General features: G+C 52.6%; 16 protein-coding genes. 7 read left to right on the top strand and 9 right to left on the bottom strand.

Going from position 1 to position 15,772, the window contains the following annotated elements; translation table 11 throughout:
* Window positions 1-167 precede the first annotated feature (167 nt).
* Both QET40_RS08075 and rph read right to left on the bottom strand, forming a co-directional pair.
* Window positions 168-902, bottom strand: a complete 735-nt coding sequence (locus tag QET40_RS08075; protein WP_280126661.1) for a prepilin-type N-terminal cleavage/methylation domain-containing protein — start codon at window positions 900-902, stop codon at window positions 168-170.
* Between the two features lie 87 nt (window positions 903-989).
* Window positions 990-1,775: a ribonuclease PH gene (gene rph, locus QET40_RS08070; RefSeq protein WP_280126660.1), complete on the bottom strand. Its 786-nt coding sequence runs from the start codon at window positions 1,773-1,775 to the stop codon at window positions 990-992.
* An 80-nt stretch (window positions 1,776-1,855) separates the two neighbouring features.
* Here rph and QET40_RS08065 point away from each other — a divergent pair, with 80 nt between their 5' ends.
* On the top strand, window positions 1,856-3,229 hold the full coding sequence (locus QET40_RS08065; protein ID WP_280126659.1) for an alkaline phosphatase family protein: 1,374 nt from the start codon (window positions 1,856-1,858) through the stop codon (window positions 3,227-3,229).
* A gap of 31 nt (window positions 3,230-3,260) precedes the next feature.
* Here the strand turns inward: QET40_RS08065 and hisH are convergent, their stop codons facing one another.
* From hisH to QET40_RS08040, 5 genes are all read right to left on the bottom strand, one after another.
* Window positions 3,261-3,869 (bottom strand): imidazole glycerol phosphate synthase subunit HisH, encoded by a 609-nt coding sequence (hisH, locus tag QET40_RS08060; protein ID WP_280126658.1) that lies wholly within the window; start codon window positions 3,867-3,869, stop codon window positions 3,261-3,263.
* Window positions 3,870-3,880: 11 nt separating this feature from the next.
* Entirely contained in the window at window positions 3,881-4,471 is a 591-nt protein-coding gene (hisB, locus tag QET40_RS08055) for an imidazoleglycerol-phosphate dehydratase HisB (RefSeq protein WP_280126657.1), read from the bottom strand.
* A gap of 119 nt (window positions 4,472-4,590) precedes the next feature.
* A complete protein-coding gene (locus QET40_RS08050; protein ID WP_280126656.1) occupies window positions 4,591-5,898 on the bottom strand; it encodes a hypothetical protein in 1,308 nt (435 codons plus the stop codon).
* 126 nt (window positions 5,899-6,024) lie between these two features.
* Window positions 6,025-6,621, bottom strand: coding sequence for a 50S ribosomal protein L25 (locus QET40_RS08045; protein WP_280126655.1), 597 nt, complete (start codon window positions 6,619-6,621; stop codon window positions 6,025-6,027).
* A gap of 129 nt (window positions 6,622-6,750) precedes the next feature.
* Window positions 6,751-7,683: a ribose-phosphate pyrophosphokinase gene (locus tag QET40_RS08040; RefSeq protein WP_280126654.1), complete on the bottom strand. Its 933-nt coding sequence runs from the start codon at window positions 7,681-7,683 to the stop codon at window positions 6,751-6,753.
* A gap of 105 nt (window positions 7,684-7,788) precedes the next feature.
* Between QET40_RS08040 and QET40_RS08035 the strand changes: the two genes are divergently transcribed.
* Window positions 7,789-8,118 carry a CD225/dispanin family protein gene (locus tag QET40_RS08035; RefSeq protein WP_280126653.1) on the top strand — a complete coding sequence of 110 codons (330 nt, stop codon included), beginning with the start codon at window positions 7,789-7,791 and terminating at the stop codon, window positions 8,116-8,118.
* Here the strand turns inward: QET40_RS08035 and QET40_RS08030 are convergent.
* Both QET40_RS08030 and QET40_RS08025 read right to left on the bottom strand, forming a co-directional pair.
* Window positions 8,102-8,854 (bottom strand): alpha/beta hydrolase, encoded by a 753-nt coding sequence (locus tag QET40_RS08030; protein WP_280126652.1) that lies wholly within the window; start codon window positions 8,852-8,854, stop codon window positions 8,102-8,104. The two genes, QET40_RS08035 and QET40_RS08030, sit on opposite strands and share 17 nt — an antisense overlap.
* Before the next feature lie 30 nt (window positions 8,855-8,884).
* A complete protein-coding gene (locus QET40_RS08025; RefSeq protein WP_280126651.1) occupies window positions 8,885-9,517 on the bottom strand; it encodes an alpha/beta hydrolase in 633 nt (210 codons plus the stop codon).
* 139 nt (window positions 9,518-9,656) lie between these two features.
* On the opposite strand from QET40_RS08025, the gene QET40_RS08020 reads away from it, so the two are divergent.
* Genes QET40_RS08020 through QET40_RS08000 form a run of 5 tightly spaced genes read left to right on the top strand, consistent with a single transcriptional unit; the run spans window position 9,657 to window position 15,759 of the window.
* Window positions 9,657-10,241, top strand: a complete 585-nt coding sequence (locus tag QET40_RS08020) for a hypothetical protein (RefSeq protein ID WP_280126650.1) — start codon at window positions 9,657-9,659, stop codon at window positions 10,239-10,241.
* Between the two features lie 19 nt (window positions 10,242-10,260).
* Window positions 10,261-11,637 (top strand): FAD-linked oxidase C-terminal domain-containing protein, encoded by a 1,377-nt coding sequence (locus QET40_RS08015; RefSeq protein WP_280126649.1) that lies wholly within the window; start codon window positions 10,261-10,263, stop codon window positions 11,635-11,637.
* Between the two features lie 48 nt (window positions 11,638-11,685).
* The gene (gene lepB, locus QET40_RS08010; RefSeq protein WP_280126648.1) at window positions 11,686-12,900 is read left to right on the top strand and encodes a signal peptidase I; all 1,215 of its coding nucleotides are present in this window, start codon (window positions 11,686-11,688) and stop codon (window positions 12,898-12,900) included.
* A gap of 11 nt (window positions 12,901-12,911) precedes the next feature.
* Window positions 12,912-13,769 (top strand): phytoene/squalene synthase family protein, encoded by an 858-nt coding sequence (locus QET40_RS08005; protein ID WP_280126647.1) that lies wholly within the window; start codon window positions 12,912-12,914, stop codon window positions 13,767-13,769.
* Entirely contained in the window at window positions 13,723-15,759 is a 2,037-nt protein-coding gene (locus tag QET40_RS08000) for a phosphoenolpyruvate carboxykinase (GTP) (RefSeq protein ID WP_280126646.1), read from the top strand. The genes QET40_RS08005 and QET40_RS08000 overlap by 47 nt, the downstream gene beginning before the upstream one ends.
* Window positions 15,760-15,772: the final 13 nt, after the last annotated feature.

Raw genomic sequence — 15,772 nt, 5'->3', positions numbered from 1 at the left:
TATATACCGTCATCGTTACATGGGTTTGTTTTTATTTTCAAGAAGGAATAAATTTTTGCATGATTTTCAATAATCCCTCATTCCTTCCCCTCCAGTAAAAAACAAACAAGGGATGCGGCATGGCTTTGCCGCATCCCTTGTTAAGAGATAAATGAATAATTGATTTATTAGAGTTCGGGAGCAAGCACGATGAACTTCTCACCGGTGCTGGTACCTTTTCTCTTGTTTTCCGGGAAAAGGCCGGGGATCTTGCTTCCCGTTTCATCAACTGTCTTGCGGTTCACTGACTGGTCAAGCAGAAGGACGAAAGCATTGCCACGGAAACTGTCAAAGTCGAATGTCACGTCGTCGCCGGTAGCTCCGACTTCAAACACGGGCGTCATCAAAACAGGCGTACGGGTATCCGGAACGGGAAGCCCGGTCTTGTTAGCCTTCATCACGTAGGCGAAACCACATTCCCCCTTGGTCAAGCCCTTGCCGTTTGCAATCTTTTCATCGGGTTCATGAGTACGTCCCATTTCCCCCTGAAGCTTGCAGTAGAAGTTCTTTTCGGAATCCATCTTGGTAAAGAGCTGGCGGAGGTAGTCGTTGGAATACTCACCCGTCATCGGGCCATAGTTGAGATCCGGCTGGCGTTCCTGAATCAGGGCTGCCGTTTCATCGTCGGGATATGCACCATAGTCATTGGAGAAGTCACTGAGACCGACACCGATCTGCTTCATGTTCTGCAATGCCATGTTCTGGTCACCCTTATTCAGCTGATTGAGGATCGGGCCGTAGGACACGGATGCCAACGCAGCGATAATGGCAATCACAACGAGCAATTCGATCAAGGTGAAACCCTGCCGCTTGGTTCTCGTATTGAGTGTGTTTTTCATGGGATTAGTAAGGAATGTTTTCATGTGCGGATCTTCATGGAGAAGACCCATCAATCATTTCATTTACGCTACAAAGATTTCTTCGCTTAGACAAGTCAATTCTTATCAAAATCACGCACGAGGCGAAAAACAATCCTTCAACGAAGCGAGCGCCTCAGGATCGGGGCGATCCGCCTCTGCTATCGCTTTCCTTTGCAATTCTGTCAATTCCCGGATCCCTTGACGTCCCAGCTTGAGAAGAGCTTCCATTTCTTCTTCCGTGAAGACGGCTTCTTCACCGGATCCCTGGATTTCCACAAATTCGCCGCGATCAGTCATGACGAGGTTCATATCAACGTCGGCATCCTTGTCTTCTACATAGCAGAGATCCAGCAGAGGGGTACCTTCCAGCATACCTACGGAAATAGCGGAAACGAGCCGTTTCATGGGATTTTCCGGCAGTTTACCGTCAGCGACAAGTTTGTTCAGAGCAATGGACAAAGCAACGGAAGCCCCTGTAATGGAAGCCGTACGAGTTCCGCCATCCGCCTGTAAAACATCGCAGTCGATCCAGATCGTGCGCTGTCCGATCTTAACAAGATCAACGGCTGCACGCAGGGAACGGCCGATCAGGCGCTGGATCTCGCTGGATCTGCCGTCAAGCTTGCCGGAACTAATGTCACGTTTCTTGCGATCAAGCGTCGAATAAGGAAGCATGGAGTATTCAGCGGTCAGCCATCCTCCCTCGACCTTCTGAATCTTCATCCAGCGGGGAACATCGTCCTCAATAGTCACGGCACAAATCACTTTCGTATTGCCGAAGGAAACGAGAACGGATGCCGTGGCATTCGGGGCGATGCCGGGAACGAAGGAGACGGGACGGAGCTGGTCCGTCTGGCGATTATCATGACGTTGCATGCCGGTTATGATGACTCATTTTCGCGATATTACAAATTGAAAGGTGGACTCAAGAGGCATTCGTGCCTCATATTCCTGACATGGATTCATCCCGTCCTCGCGTTGCCGTTATCGATCTGGTCGGTCTCTCCCGGCGTATTCTGCCCGGCATGCCCCGATTGTCCGCCTGGGCCGCCACGAAGAAAACGAGTTCCTTCCGTCCTTCCTTTCCCGCCGTTACCTGCACAGCGCAAAGCACATATTTGACAGGTCTCTCTCCGGAGCAACACGGAATCACGGGCAATGGATGGTACCACCGCACCATGTGCGAAGTGCAGTTCTGGAAGCAGTCCGACAAACTGGTGCAAGGTGAAAAAATATGGGAAACCCTTCGCCGGAAATTCGGAGAAAATTTCACCTGTGCCAAGTTGTTCTGGTGGTATAACATGTACTCGGACGTCAACTGGAGCATGACGCCGCGTCCGATGTATCCCGCCGATGGGCGCAAAGTGTTCGATATCTATACAACGCCCATGAACTTGAGGGAAGACGTCCAGAAGGATCTGGGCCGTTTCCCCTTCCCCTTCTTCTGGGGACCGGCGGCAGGATTACCTTCTTCGAAATGGATCTCCGAGGCAGCCATCTGGACGGAGAACCGCTACAAGCCCGACTTGAGCCTGGTTTATCTCCCCCATCTGGACTACGACTTGCAACGCTTTGGGCCCGATACTCCCGAGGCCCGTCCAGCCATCAGAGAAGCGGACAATCTGGCCGCCGACCTGATCGAATTTTACGAAACCCGGGGAGTCATCCCCATCGTTCTCAGCGAATACGGGCTCTCCCCCGTTCGCCGGGATATCGCCCTGAACCGCCTGTTCCGCAAGAAAGGCTGGATCACCGTCAGGAACGAAATGAACCGCGACATGCTGGACTGCGGAGCCTCACACGTTTTCGCCATTGCCGACCATCAAACCGCCCACATTTACATCAATGACAAATCACTGAAGGAGGAGGTCATCCGTCTGTTGAAAGAGACGTCCGGCATCGCCGACATTCGCCAAGTAAATCCGGATGCTCTTCCACAAGTCACAGCCGAACGCCATGCCGATCTCGTAGCCGTTGCCGAGGCGGACGCATGGTTTTCCTACTATTACTGGGACGACGATATCCACGCCCCGGACTTTGCCCGTTGTGTGGATATCCACCGGAAACCGGGGTATGATCCCGCCGAATTATTCCTGGATCCCTCCCTGCATTGCCCGAAACTCAATATCGGTTCATTCCTCTTGAAAAAAAAGCTGGGATTCCGTGCTCTTCTGGAAGTTATTCCTTTGAACGGCAACTTAGTACGCGGTTCCCACGGCAGTGATCTGGTCGATGAACCGGACAGGCCGCTCTGCATCGCACCTCCAGGCACTCCGGATATCGTCCGCCCGGAAGATATTCATAACGTTATCCTTTCCGCCTTTTCCTGACGTCCCGGACGGGAAAAAGAGAGGATAACGCTCAAAGGTTCATGAAGTTTTTGAGCAGCAGCATGCCGAGGCGCTGGCTCTTCTCCGGATGGAATTGGGTAGCAGTCAAACGTCCGCAGCGAATTGCGGAGGCAAAGGGAATGCCGTATGTCGTTGTCGCGGCAATCAGGTCGTGATCTTCGGGACAAGGATAATAAGAGTGGACGTAATAGAAATAGGGATTATCTCCCATACCTCGCCACAAAGGATCCCTCTTGTCGCACAGTTGAACACTGTTCCACCCCATGTGAGGAACCTTGAGCCCCATTTCCGGGAAGCGTACCACCTGTCCTTTGAAGATGCCCAGTCCGGCCACTCCCGGCGTTTCTTCACCGGATTCGAATAAAACCTGATACCCGATGCAAATACCGAGGAAAGGCTTGTCCTGCTCAATCCACGTACGAATAGGAGTAACCAGTCCCTGTGCATGGAGTTTCTCCATGCAATCTCCAAAAGCCCCGACACCGGGCAGAACCAAGTGGGTCAGTCCCGCCATGTCTTCTTCCGACCGGATCAGGGAACCTTCATAACCTGCAGCCCGGAAGCTATTGCAAACACTTCTGAGATTGCCCGCTCCATAATCGATAACGCCGAGTTTCATAGAAGGATTCTTTACAAGGTTCCCTTGGTGGACGGAACAAGATCGCGCGTCCTAGGATCGACGGACACGGCTTCCCGCAAGGCACGGGCAATGCCCTTGAAGACGGATTCCGCAATGTGGTGTCCATCCCTGCCGTAAAACACTTCGACATGCAGATTGCAGCGAAGGTTATTGGCGAATGCTCTGCAAAATTCTTCACACAGCGTCAACGGAAAGTTAGGGGCATCCGGAAGACCTGTTTCGGGGATGCGGAAGGAAAGGTAAGGACGGTTGCTCAAATCGATCACGACGCGGCAAAGAGTTTCGTCCATGGGTATGTAGGCACATCCATAACGGACAATACCCTTCTTATCACCCAGAGCCGTGCGAATACAGTCGCCGAGGACAATCGCTACATCCTCGACGGTATGGTGCGCATCGACATCCAAATCTCCCCGGGCATCGATCTTGAGATCCATCAATGAATGGCGAGCCACTAGATTGAGCATGTGATCAAAAAAGGCGTGTCCCGTAGCAATGGCCCCGCATCCGGTTCCATCAAGATTCACTTCCAGGGCAATATCGGTTTCTCCCGTCGTCCTTTTGCGTGCGTCCTGTCTCATGAGGGTTTCTTATACCATATTCTTCTCCAATAAAAGCGGAAACGGACATATCCCCCGGGAATCCGGGAAATATGTCCATGAAATGAAAGGCGGAAAGTTTCCGCAAGAGCTTTGACGGATCAATCCTTCTTGGCATCATCAGCCTTGGCAGGAGCAGGTTCTTCCCCTTTCTTGCCATCTTTCTTGTTCTTGAACTGCTCTTCAAGTTGTTTAAGCTGACTGCTCTTTTTACGGCGTTCTTCAATTTGTTTGCGGCGTTCTTCAAGCCTCTTCTTGGCTTCGGCTTCGCGGGCGGCACGAGCGTCGTCGCGTTCTTTCTGCTTGCCGGCAACAATAACATCTTCAAGAGCTTCAATGTATTCCTTATCCACACGAGTACTGCGGATGATGGAAAGCTGTTCACTAGCCTCGGTAAACTGCTTGTTATCGACGTTTTCCCAGGCAGCCTTGAAAGCATCCGTAGCCTTGCCGGCTTCCGGCATGGTTTCAGCCAAATCCATTCCAAGAGAGTCGGCATCGGCCGTCGCTACGCGAAGCAAATCTTCGAGAGAAGGAAGATAAGTCGGTACCGGTTTGAACCAGCGGATGCGTTTTTCACGAAGCTTAGTGGCAAACTCCATGTACTTCTTCTTGTTTTCCGCATCTTTGGCGCGTTTGAGGGATCTCTTCTTCTGGTAGGCTTCTTTCTGTTCCGTAGTCAGAGTTCTGGCCTTTGCATCCTGTGCGCGTTCCTTTTTATCTTCGGCATCCTTGCGGGCTTCACCTTCCTTGATCATCTTGGCCAGATTCACCTTCATTTGCTTGGCAATCTGGGCAGCTACCGGATAAGCTTCCACAAAAGCCTTCGATCCGGCATACTTCTGCTTCAGGTTGTCAAAAACCTGCATGGCGGCATAGGGATCCTGAGCCTTGACATGAGCCTTCATAGAATCCAGGAGACGATTGGCCTCGATGTCGTAACGGAATCGGAGCATTTCCTCCTCAGTCGGTTCGTTGGCCTTGGCTTCGGCTGCCGCCTTGGCTGCAGCTTCTTCATTCTTCTTGAGAATATCTCCCAGTTTGCTTTGCAACGCCTTGGCTTCTTCTAATTTCTTAGACTTGGGGTATTTTTCGACAAACTTGTCCAAGGCTTCCTTGCCTTCCTTGACGACATCGGGAGTCAAGGAGTCCGGCTGGTCGTAACGGCGTTCAAGCTTACTCAGTTCAAGCTCGTCAGGCGTACTTTTGATAATTTCCTTGATCTGATCACGGGCCACCGTCTTGGTATCCTTGATGGTTTTACTAATGGGGACCACAAATGATACTTCCTTGGGTGTTTCCAATTCAATGGTACAATCCTTGTAAACAGTACCGTCCACCATGTGGATTTCATCGGCAAAAACCAGAGGTGTCGCAAGGAGAAGTGTTGGCAGGACGAAACGTTTCATAGCGTAGATGATAATTTTGGTAGTTTGTGATAGACTACTATACAAAAAAACCGTCATGACGCCACAAGAAAAAGCCTGGAACTGTAAAAAACAGTCCCAGGCTTGTAAAATTGGAATATTTCCGATTTATTCGGCGGCCGGAGCCGGAGTTTCTTCTTCCTCACTACCGGCAGGAGCTTCCACAACGGCAACAGGGGTATCACCATGAACGGGAGTAGTCACACCCTTAGGCAGTTTGACATCGGCAAGACGGAGAACCCCGCCAAGAGCCAGGGAAGTCACGTCTACTTCGATCACTTCGGGCAAATCCTTCACTTTACAGTGGATGTGCAATTCGTGCATCGTTTGGTCGAGAAGGCCACCTTGGGCAGCTCCGGCAGCTTCGCCGACAAGGACGATCGGAACAACGGAATTGATGTCCGTATTATCATTCACGGCAAGGAAGTCGATGTGCATGTCTTCGCCGGTAAGAGCGTTGTGCTGAACTTCCTGCAGAAGAGAGAGCTTGGATGTACCGTCAATCTGAAGGTCAACCAGGAAATGGGCGGAAGAAGCTTCGGAAAGCATCTGGGCAAATTCGCGGGCATTCACCTGAATATTGACATTGTCGCATCCGACACCGTACACCACGGCCGGGACAAGACCGGACTTGCGAAGTTGGTTCAGCTTGCCGGAACCGATGGTAGTGCGCGTTTCGGCTTTGAGAGTATGAGTCGTAGCCATGTTATTATAAGATCGATCGTTGGAGTTAAGTTGTTTTCGACGTCAGGTTCGGTGCAGAATTCCGCCGATTAAATGATCCGCACCCGCAGTTGCGACCGGGCCGGGGGCAGGAATCTGCACCAGATTCGATTAAAAGTCAAACAAAGATGATACAGATTCTCCGTCATGAATGCGTCTGACAGCCTGAGCGAGCAGATTGCCAACGCTGACAGTGTCCACCTTATCCCCTTTGGCTTGAGGTACGGTGTCGGTTGTCAGCAGGCGTTCGATTTCGGAATTGGCAAGGCGTTCGCGAGCCATATCTCCAAGCACGCCGTGCGTCACACAGGCGAAAACGCGCTGGGCACCGTGTTCCTTGAGAATCTTGGCGGCGGCACAAAGAGTCCCGGCCGTTTCAGTCATGTCATCCACCAGCAGGACATTGCGGCCGGCAACATCGCCAATGACGTTCATCGCTTCCACTTGCGTTGCATTGACGCGGTTTTTAGCCACAATGGCGAGGGGAGCACCCAGAGCCATAGCATAGCTTCGGGCAGTCTTGACGCCTCCTACGTCGGGAGAGACTACGACGAGATTCTGCATATCCTGCATGAAGTGTTCGCGCAAGTGTTTGATCAAGACGGGCTTGGCATACAGATGATCGACGGGGATATCGAAAAACCCTTGAATCTGGGCAGCATGTAAATCCATCGTCAATACACGGTCTACGCCTGATGCCGTCAGCAGGTTCGCCACCAACTTGGCTGTAATGGGAACGCGGGGCTGATCCTTGCGATCCTGGCGAGCATAGCCAAAAAACGGAATAACGGCCGTAATCCGACCGGCACTAGCCCGACGAGCGGCATCAACCATGACGCAAAGTTCCATGAGGTTATGGTTGGTCTTCGGAGGGCAGGTCGGCTGGATCAGGAAGACGTCCTTCCCGCGAATGTTTTCGTTGATTTTAACCCAGCTTTCGCCATCGGGAAACGTATTGACCGTCACATCGGTCAACGGTGTCCCAGCATGCTGCGCAATGCTCTCGGAAAGTTCCCTGTGTGCAGTACCACTGATAATTTTCATATAAGGATAAGTTGGAAGGCGCGGCTATTTTTGACACAGTTTTTCCAGTTCGCAATCCTTATTTGCAAAAGAGGGATTTTTCGGATAGATATACAGGCAAACGCCATGAACAGGAATATCCATCCATCAACGATCAAGTCTCACCTGGTTCCGGCGATTTTCGTCAGCCTCTTCCTTTTTCCAACGGCCTTTTTCGCCATCCGGGAAGCGAAAAAATGCAACGAAGCCCTTGCCGATAATAACTGGGAGGCTGCGCAAAAATATTCGCGCAATGCCCGGAACTGGATCCTGATATCCGCCATTCTGGGAATTGCAATCCTGGGCGTCCTGGCATGGGTGGTTTACATGCTTTGGCCTCATTTCGTCCAGCTCTGGGACAATATCCGTTTCATCATGTCTGACATACAGAATAGGCAGCCTAGCCCACGAACCTGAGAAAACGTCGGACATGCCCCAGATAACTTTCCGAGTTCATCTGAAAGACATTGTTATGCCCTCCTCTGGCAGAAAACATGATCACCCTCTCGGAGCGTCCCTCGAACAATTGATGAAGAGCCGTGCAATGCCGAAAAGGTACTAAAGTATCTCGCAATCCATGAATCAGCAAGACAGGATTGTGATAATCCTTTACCTTCTCCGGGTAATTGAAAAAATCATCAAGTCCCTGCTTTTCGTTGTTCGTCAGCGGCCAGCGTTTGGCAATGAAGTCCGACAAGCAACTATAGGCGCTTTCAAGGATCACCCCGGAGACTCCCGGACAACAGGAGATACTCTGAATGGCCGAGAATCCACCCAGAGACCGGCCAAAAACGACAATTTTCCCGTTTCCTTCCTGCGCCACGGCCTCCATCACCTTCCCGGCATCGCTGAGCACATTGACAATATTCAACCTGCCGGTCGACATCCCGTAGCCGCGATACTCGGCAATGAAACAATTCCAGCTACCGGCTCTGGTAATCTCTTCGACTAATTCGGATTCAGCATAACTTTCGGCACATTCCCCGTTCCCGTAAAATATAACGACAGCTCTCTTTACTCCGGGGTAACAGATATATTTACAGTGCAACGTACAGGTGTCATCCACCCGAACCGGGTAGGAATTCTCCATTTCATATGTCACCGGGAAGAAAATTTTTTCATTAAGATCTTCATTGTCAAGCAATGATTTCATATCGTCATTCATCTCTTGTCCTCCTTTTATTCAATCTTCTTCGTTCACCTGCCGAGTACCGGACATCACTCTTGCCGCCAGCATTTCCACCGGGCTGGCATCGCCTACAGGAGACTCATCCATCATACTTGCGGGATCCCGGTGGGAATACAGCAACCCGCGACCGGGTACGCAAATGGTACCGTCATAGGCCAAGTTGACATCGGCCTCCTCGCATTCCCCCCATCTCCCACCTATACGGGGAACGATATCCAGCCATCCTCCTCCTCGGGATAAATACGTATTAATCCACAATCCGACACCCTGCGCCCGATCCGATGTCTGGCGACGACTCACCGCATCAATGGTCAGCACGTCCAGCCGGCATGCATCATGTTGTAAAAGCCGGGCTACCTGCATGGAAGCGCTCCCTCCGTAGCTATGGCCAATCAGGACAAGGTGCGTTTCAGGAAAACGATCCAGCAGCCGTTCCAGATCAAAGGCAATGCGATCGCATCTGTCACCAGCCAGCCCCCAGCCATCTCCATCCCAGTGGTAATATCCGGAAACCCAGCTTCCGGGGACATCAAAGCCGTCAAATCGTCGCCACAATCCATGCATAATCCCCAGCCATTTGTCGCCAAACCCGCCAATGAACACAACACCGTAGTCAGGACGTTGCATGCCGTCACTGAGAGGAATCGGATTCTGGTCATAAATTTTCATTGCCACTCTTTTTATATCAGGGTGAATGTCAGGAATCCACAACGATTTGCGCACATCATGCTTGACCTATACGCAAAGAACGCGCCATGGTAACAGCATGCAAATCATCGTGCACCAATGGGCTTTCCCCGGTTCGTTTGAACGCCTCGCCGAACTTCCCCGCCAAGAAATCGTCAACGACTGGTTCGGTTTTGACGTTGATCCCTCCGCTCAATACTGCTTTGCCACAGACGGAACCGACCTGTGGTTCCTCGCCTCCCGAGAAACACCCTGCACCGTCCATCCCGAATCCGGGCCGGGCCAATTCCAGGAAGAGCTCTGGAAATACGATGTTGCCGAATGGTTCATGGCTGCCGATGATAGCACCAATTATTGGGAGTTCAACCTCGCCCCCAATGGAGCATGGTGGGCCTGCGCCTTCTCCGACGTCCGCACGAAAAACGACAATATCCCTGCTCCTCAAGGAATAGAGACCCTCTACACCGGAGAAGACGGAGCCTGGACAACCATGGCTAAAATCCCTCTTGCATCGTTGACCGGCGTTGACATCCGCCATTGCAAACTGGCAGCCGCCTTCATCCTCAACAGTCCGGAACAACTCTTCCTGACAACTACGGACGACCTCAATGGCGAACCGGACTTCCACCGTCCCGAAAATTTCACTGCGCCTGTTCTCAAATAATCCACTCCGCCCCGGAAACATGAGCTGGATTGACGAACTCCGATCCTTGCTCGGCAACGCCGCCGTCCTCACCGACGATGACGCCCGGCAAGCCCGATCCGGAGACAAATGGTACGCTTCCCGCATGCCGGATGCAGTCGTCCTGCCCGGTAGTACGCAGGAAGTCTCTTCCATTATGCAAATCGCATCGGCGGCCTCCATTCCCGTAACAGCTCGGGGGGGAGGCGTCGGTTACGTTGGAGGATGCGTTCCCATACGAGGAGGCATCCTCCTTTCCATGGAACGCATGAACCGTATTCTGGAACTTAATCCGGAAGATGGGGTCGCCGTTGTCCAGCCCAACGTCATCACAGCCGACCTCCAGAACCAGGCCGATGCAGCCGGGTGGTTCTATCCTCCCGACCCCGCATCACGGAAAGAATGCACAATCGGCGGCAACATCGCAACAAACGCCGGTGGCCCCAGATGTCTCAAATACGGCGTCACACGTGCCTATGTCCTCGGCCTTACCGTCGTCCTCGCTAATGGGGAGATCATCCGGTGCGGAGGCCGGACGCACAAGAACAAGTCAGGCTTCGATCTTACCTCCCTGTTCATCGGTTCGGAGGGAATGCTCGGCATCATCACGGAAGCCACCCTGCGCCTCATTCCCCATCCTCAGGCACGCATGGCATTAAGCGTCAGCTTCGATTCCTTCCCCACGGCCGCACGAGCCGTCCAGGATATTCTCAATGCCGGTCACCTGCCATCCGCTCTGGAAATTACGGACAGCTTCACCCTCAACGCCGCACGAGAGTACCTCCGTTCCGACGCCCTGCCCTCCGCAGCCCGGGGGCATCTCATTGTAGAAATCGACGGACGGCAAGCCGGACTCGAACAGGAACTCCGTGAAATCCGGCAACTCGTCCACAATCTCGGCGCCATCAAAATCGACCAAGCCATTTCGGAAGAAGCCGTTGAAAACATCTGGCAGCTGCGCAGGGAATTCTCTTACAGTCTGAAAGCTACCGGAATGACGAAACTCAATGAAGACATTGTCATCCCGCGTTCCCGCCTCGTCGAATTGGTCGAATTCTGCCAAAGCCTTCAACGGGAAACCGGTATGCAAATAGCTTGTTTCGGCCACTCCGGCGACGGCAACATCCACACCAATATCATGGTGGAAAACTACAAAGAACCCGAACAAAAAAAACAGGCGGATTCCTGCGTCGACCGCCTTTTCCAATGGGTGCTTGCCCATGAAGGCACCATTACAGGGGAACATGGCATTGGATTGGCCAAAGCCAAATGGTTTCCGGAAGCAGTCGGTTCCCCGGTCTTTGAACTCCATAGCCGACTAAAACGCGCTCTCGATCCTCAAAATATTCTCAATCCGGGAAAGATGGGATTGCCTTGACGGAAATTTGTGCTTTTATCTTTCTCCAGCATCCCACATCATCGCATCGTGACCTTTCTCCGTCAAATCATCAACTTTATCCTCGACTATTGCCTGGCATGGTTTTTACCGAAATGGAGAAGGAAGGCTTTGCTTATTTGCAACGGAGCAACCAAATACGTCAACTACAAGAGGGATATTCTGCCTGCCGAAAAAATCCGGCATATTGAAGGGATGATTTCCAAGCTGAAAGCCAGCCTCCTCGTCTGGAACAAGGAAGAGTCCATCACTGATGCCAACAAACTTGAAACAGTCATCGACGCTCTGCCCGGATCCTCCACATCCTCTTTGGCGGAAAACGTGGAAGTCCTGTTTGTCATTCTCGTCATCTTCCTCGGCATCAAAGATTACATCGTCCAACCCTTCCGCATCCCGACCGGATCCATGTATCCTTCGCTCAACGGCATCCGCGTAATCTCCTGCGATGAAGAACCGGGCATCCTGACTCGCCTTGCCGATGCCGTCACTCTGGGAAGTTCCTACGTTGACGAAAAAGCCGATACGCACCAAACCATTGTCGGTTACCGCCAGTCCACCAAATGGCTTCTCTTCACACGTACGACAATCGTTTTTAACACTGGGGCAACCATTGATATCCCATCGGCTCAAAATGAAGTCTCCGAATACTTTGTCCGCACCAAAGGCACCAAATTCGCATCTTTCACTCCTGGCGAAACTATCATCAAGGCCCGCATTGATGCGGGGGATCTCATCCTGGTGGACAAAATATCCTATCATTTCCGCAAACCGAAACTGGGAGAAGTCTTCGTCTTTAACACCAACGGAATCATTCCCCTGAAGTCCTATACCGGAGACCAGGCCAATGCCACCCACTACGTCAAGCGCCTCTGCGGTCTGCCCGGACAAACCCTTACCATTAACCGTCCAAATCTCCTGATCAACGGTAAAAATCCCGATTCATGGACCATCCGCCGAGTCGAAGCCTGCAAACCTCCCTATAATCCTGTCGGTTACAATCCCGTCATTCAGATCATTGACGCCAGAACCAACCTGCCCATTCGATGCTTCCTGGCAGAAGGGCAATCTCTCCGCCTGAAGGAAAACCGGCAAAATCCTCTCCTCAATCAATATGCAGCCCTCGGTGACAACACAACGAGTTCACTCGACTCACGTTACTGGGGACCTGTATCACAATACAATATCGTCGGCCCGGCTGCCTTTGCCCTGTGGCCCTTTACAAGCCATTGGGGACTTATCCCCTGAGTCCTTCGTCCATGTCCCAAGCCGCAGAAATTACCCGCAAGGCCCAATCCAACCTGGCCTTCGCCCTGATTGACCTCCCAGAAACCGAACGCCGCCACATGGCGGAATTCTACGCCTTTTGCCGCACTGTCGATGACATTGTGGACGAACCTGGCATGACGCCGGAAGAACGCCATGCCGCCCTGGACCGCTGGGAGCAGGTCGTCAATGGTAACGCCTCTGATCTCAATGAACTGGAAGGAGACGTTGCCCGCCTCATCTCCGAACTGGATCTGGACATCACCCCGATGATGAAACTCATCGCGGGATGCCGTGCCGACATCAATCCCGTCCAGCCCAAAACCCGGGAGGAACTGCTTGAATATACCTACTGCGTCGCTTCTTGCGTCGGGTTGACAAGCGCACGCATTCTGGGAGCCACCGAAGCCGCTTTCCCCTATGCCATCGCCATGGGACATGCCTTGCAGATGGTTAATATTATCCGCGACATCTCCGAAGATTATAATCGGCACGGCAGGATTTATCTTCCGGAAGAAGACCTGAAACGATTCCAATACACCATCCAGGACATCGCCAACGGTATCCACTCCCCCAACCTCCAGGCTCTTCTCCAATACGAGGCAGAACTTGCCGGACAATTTTTCCAGAAGGCGGAAGACCTTTACAACCACCTGTCTCTACAGGATCGTAACGCCCTCATTCCGGCACAAGCCATGGCTCTCATCTACGGCAATATCCTCGCCAAGATGCAAACAGACGGCTTCCACATCTATGCCAAAAGGTACCGTCTGAACACTTTCCAAAAACTCTGGTACCTCTTCCGTGCCAGATTGGGCATCTCAGACCGGAAAAACAAGCCTGTTGCCTGAATCCGTCCCGGAGGAAAAACTCCGGGCAGCCATCTCTTACTCTTCTGCTGCAAGACAATACACATCGGACGGCATAGCGTCCCGGTATGATGCCACAATAGGTCAACAGCGCAAGCTTGCCAAAACCGAAAAAAAGGTTTATCCTTGGTTTGCCATGAAATTGACTGGTACCACTCACGAAGCTGCTAAGAAGTGGGTCGAAGAAATCGCCCAACTTTGTACGCCCGACTCCATCTATTGGTGCAACGGTTCTCAAGAAGAAAATGATGAACTTTGCGAAATGATGGTCCAAAAGGGCACATTTATCAAACTGAATCAGGAAAAACGCCCCGGCTGCTTCCTGGCTCGTTCCACCCCTTCCGACGTCGCTCGCGTCGAAGATCGGACGTTCATCTGCTCCGAAAAGGAAGAAGACGCCGGCCCGACCAACCACTGGGCAGACCCCGTCAAGATGAAGGAAACTCTCCGCGGCCTCTTCAAAGGCTGCATGAAGGGTCGTACCATGTACATCATCCCCTTCTGCATGGGCCCGCTTGATTCCCCCCTCGCCAAAATCGGCATCGAAATCACCGACAGCCCCTACGTTGTCGTGAACATGCGCATTATGGCCAAGGTTGGCGCTGAAGTTCTCAAGCGCCTCGAAGACGAAACCCAAGGCGGCGGCAACCCGAAGCGCGACGGCTACGGTACGTTCGTTCCCTGCCTCCACACAGTCGGTTCCCCGCTGGAACCCGGTAAAGTTGACGTTTCCTGGCCCTGCAACGAAGAAAAATACATCTGCCACTTCCCTGAAACCCAGGAAATCTGGTCCTTCGGTTCCGGTTACGGCGGCAACGCTTTGCTCGGCAAGAAGTGCCTTGCTCTCCGCATCGCTTCTTCCATTGCTCGTAAGAACAAGTGGATGGCCGAACACATGCTGCTCCTGGGCATCGAATCCCCCACGGGTGAAAAAGTTTATGTCGGCGGTGCTTTCCCGTCTGCCTGCGGCAAAACCAACCTTGCCATGCTTGTTCCCCCCGCTTCCTATCGTGAAGCCGGTTGGAAAACCTCTATCGTCGGTGACGACATCGCTTGGATCTGGCCTCATGAAGACGGCACATTCCACGCCATCAATCCTGAAAACGGCTACTTCGGCGTAGCTCCGGGCACGTCTTACAAGACCAACCCGATCGCCATGGAAACCATCAAGAAGAACGTCATCTTCACGAACGTCGGCCTGACCGATGACGGCGATGTCTGGTGGGAAGGTATGGACGGAGAAGCTCCCGCTCACGCCATCGACTGGCAGGGTAATGACTGGACTCCGGACTGCGGACGCAAGTGCGCTCACCCGAACGCCCGATTCACCGCTCCCGCCTACCAGTGCCCGACGATTGATCCCGAATGGCAGAATCCGGAAGGCGTTTCCCTGTCCGCCATTCTGTTCGGCGGTCGCCGCGCCACCACGATGCCTCTGATCTTCCAGAGCCGTAGCTGGGAACACGGTGTCTATGTCGGAGCCACGATGGGTTCCGAAATGACCGCAGCAGCCTTTGGCCAGATCGGTCAGGTTCGTCGCGACCCGATGGCCATGCTTCCCTTCATCGGCTACCATGTCGGTGACTACTGGCAACACTGGCTTGACATGGGCAAGACCGTTAAAAACCCGCCTTTGATTTTCAACGTCAACTGGTTCCGCAAGGATAAGGACGGCAACTTCATCTGGCCGGGCTTCGGCGACAACATGCGCGTTCTCGACTGGATCCTTCGCCGCGCCAAGGGCCAGGCAACAGGAACGGAAACCACCCTCGGTGTTTCCCCTTCCTATGCCGAACTCGACAAGACCGGCCTCGATTACTCCGAAGAAACGTTCGCCACCAACATGCAGCTCAACAAGAGCGAATGGCAGGCTGAACTGGCAAGCCAAACCGAACTTTTCGACAAGGTCGGTTCCAAGCTGCCCAAGGAACTCGAAGCCATGCGCCAGTCCCTGATCAAGGCTTTCGCCTAAAATCGAGACAAAA

The sequence above is a fragment of the Akkermansia sp. N21169 genome (assembly GCF_029854675.1).
Taxonomy (GTDB): domain Bacteria; phylum Verrucomicrobiota; class Verrucomicrobiia; order Verrucomicrobiales; family Akkermansiaceae; genus Akkermansia.
This window is presented reverse-complemented; position numbering and strand designations above follow the sequence as displayed.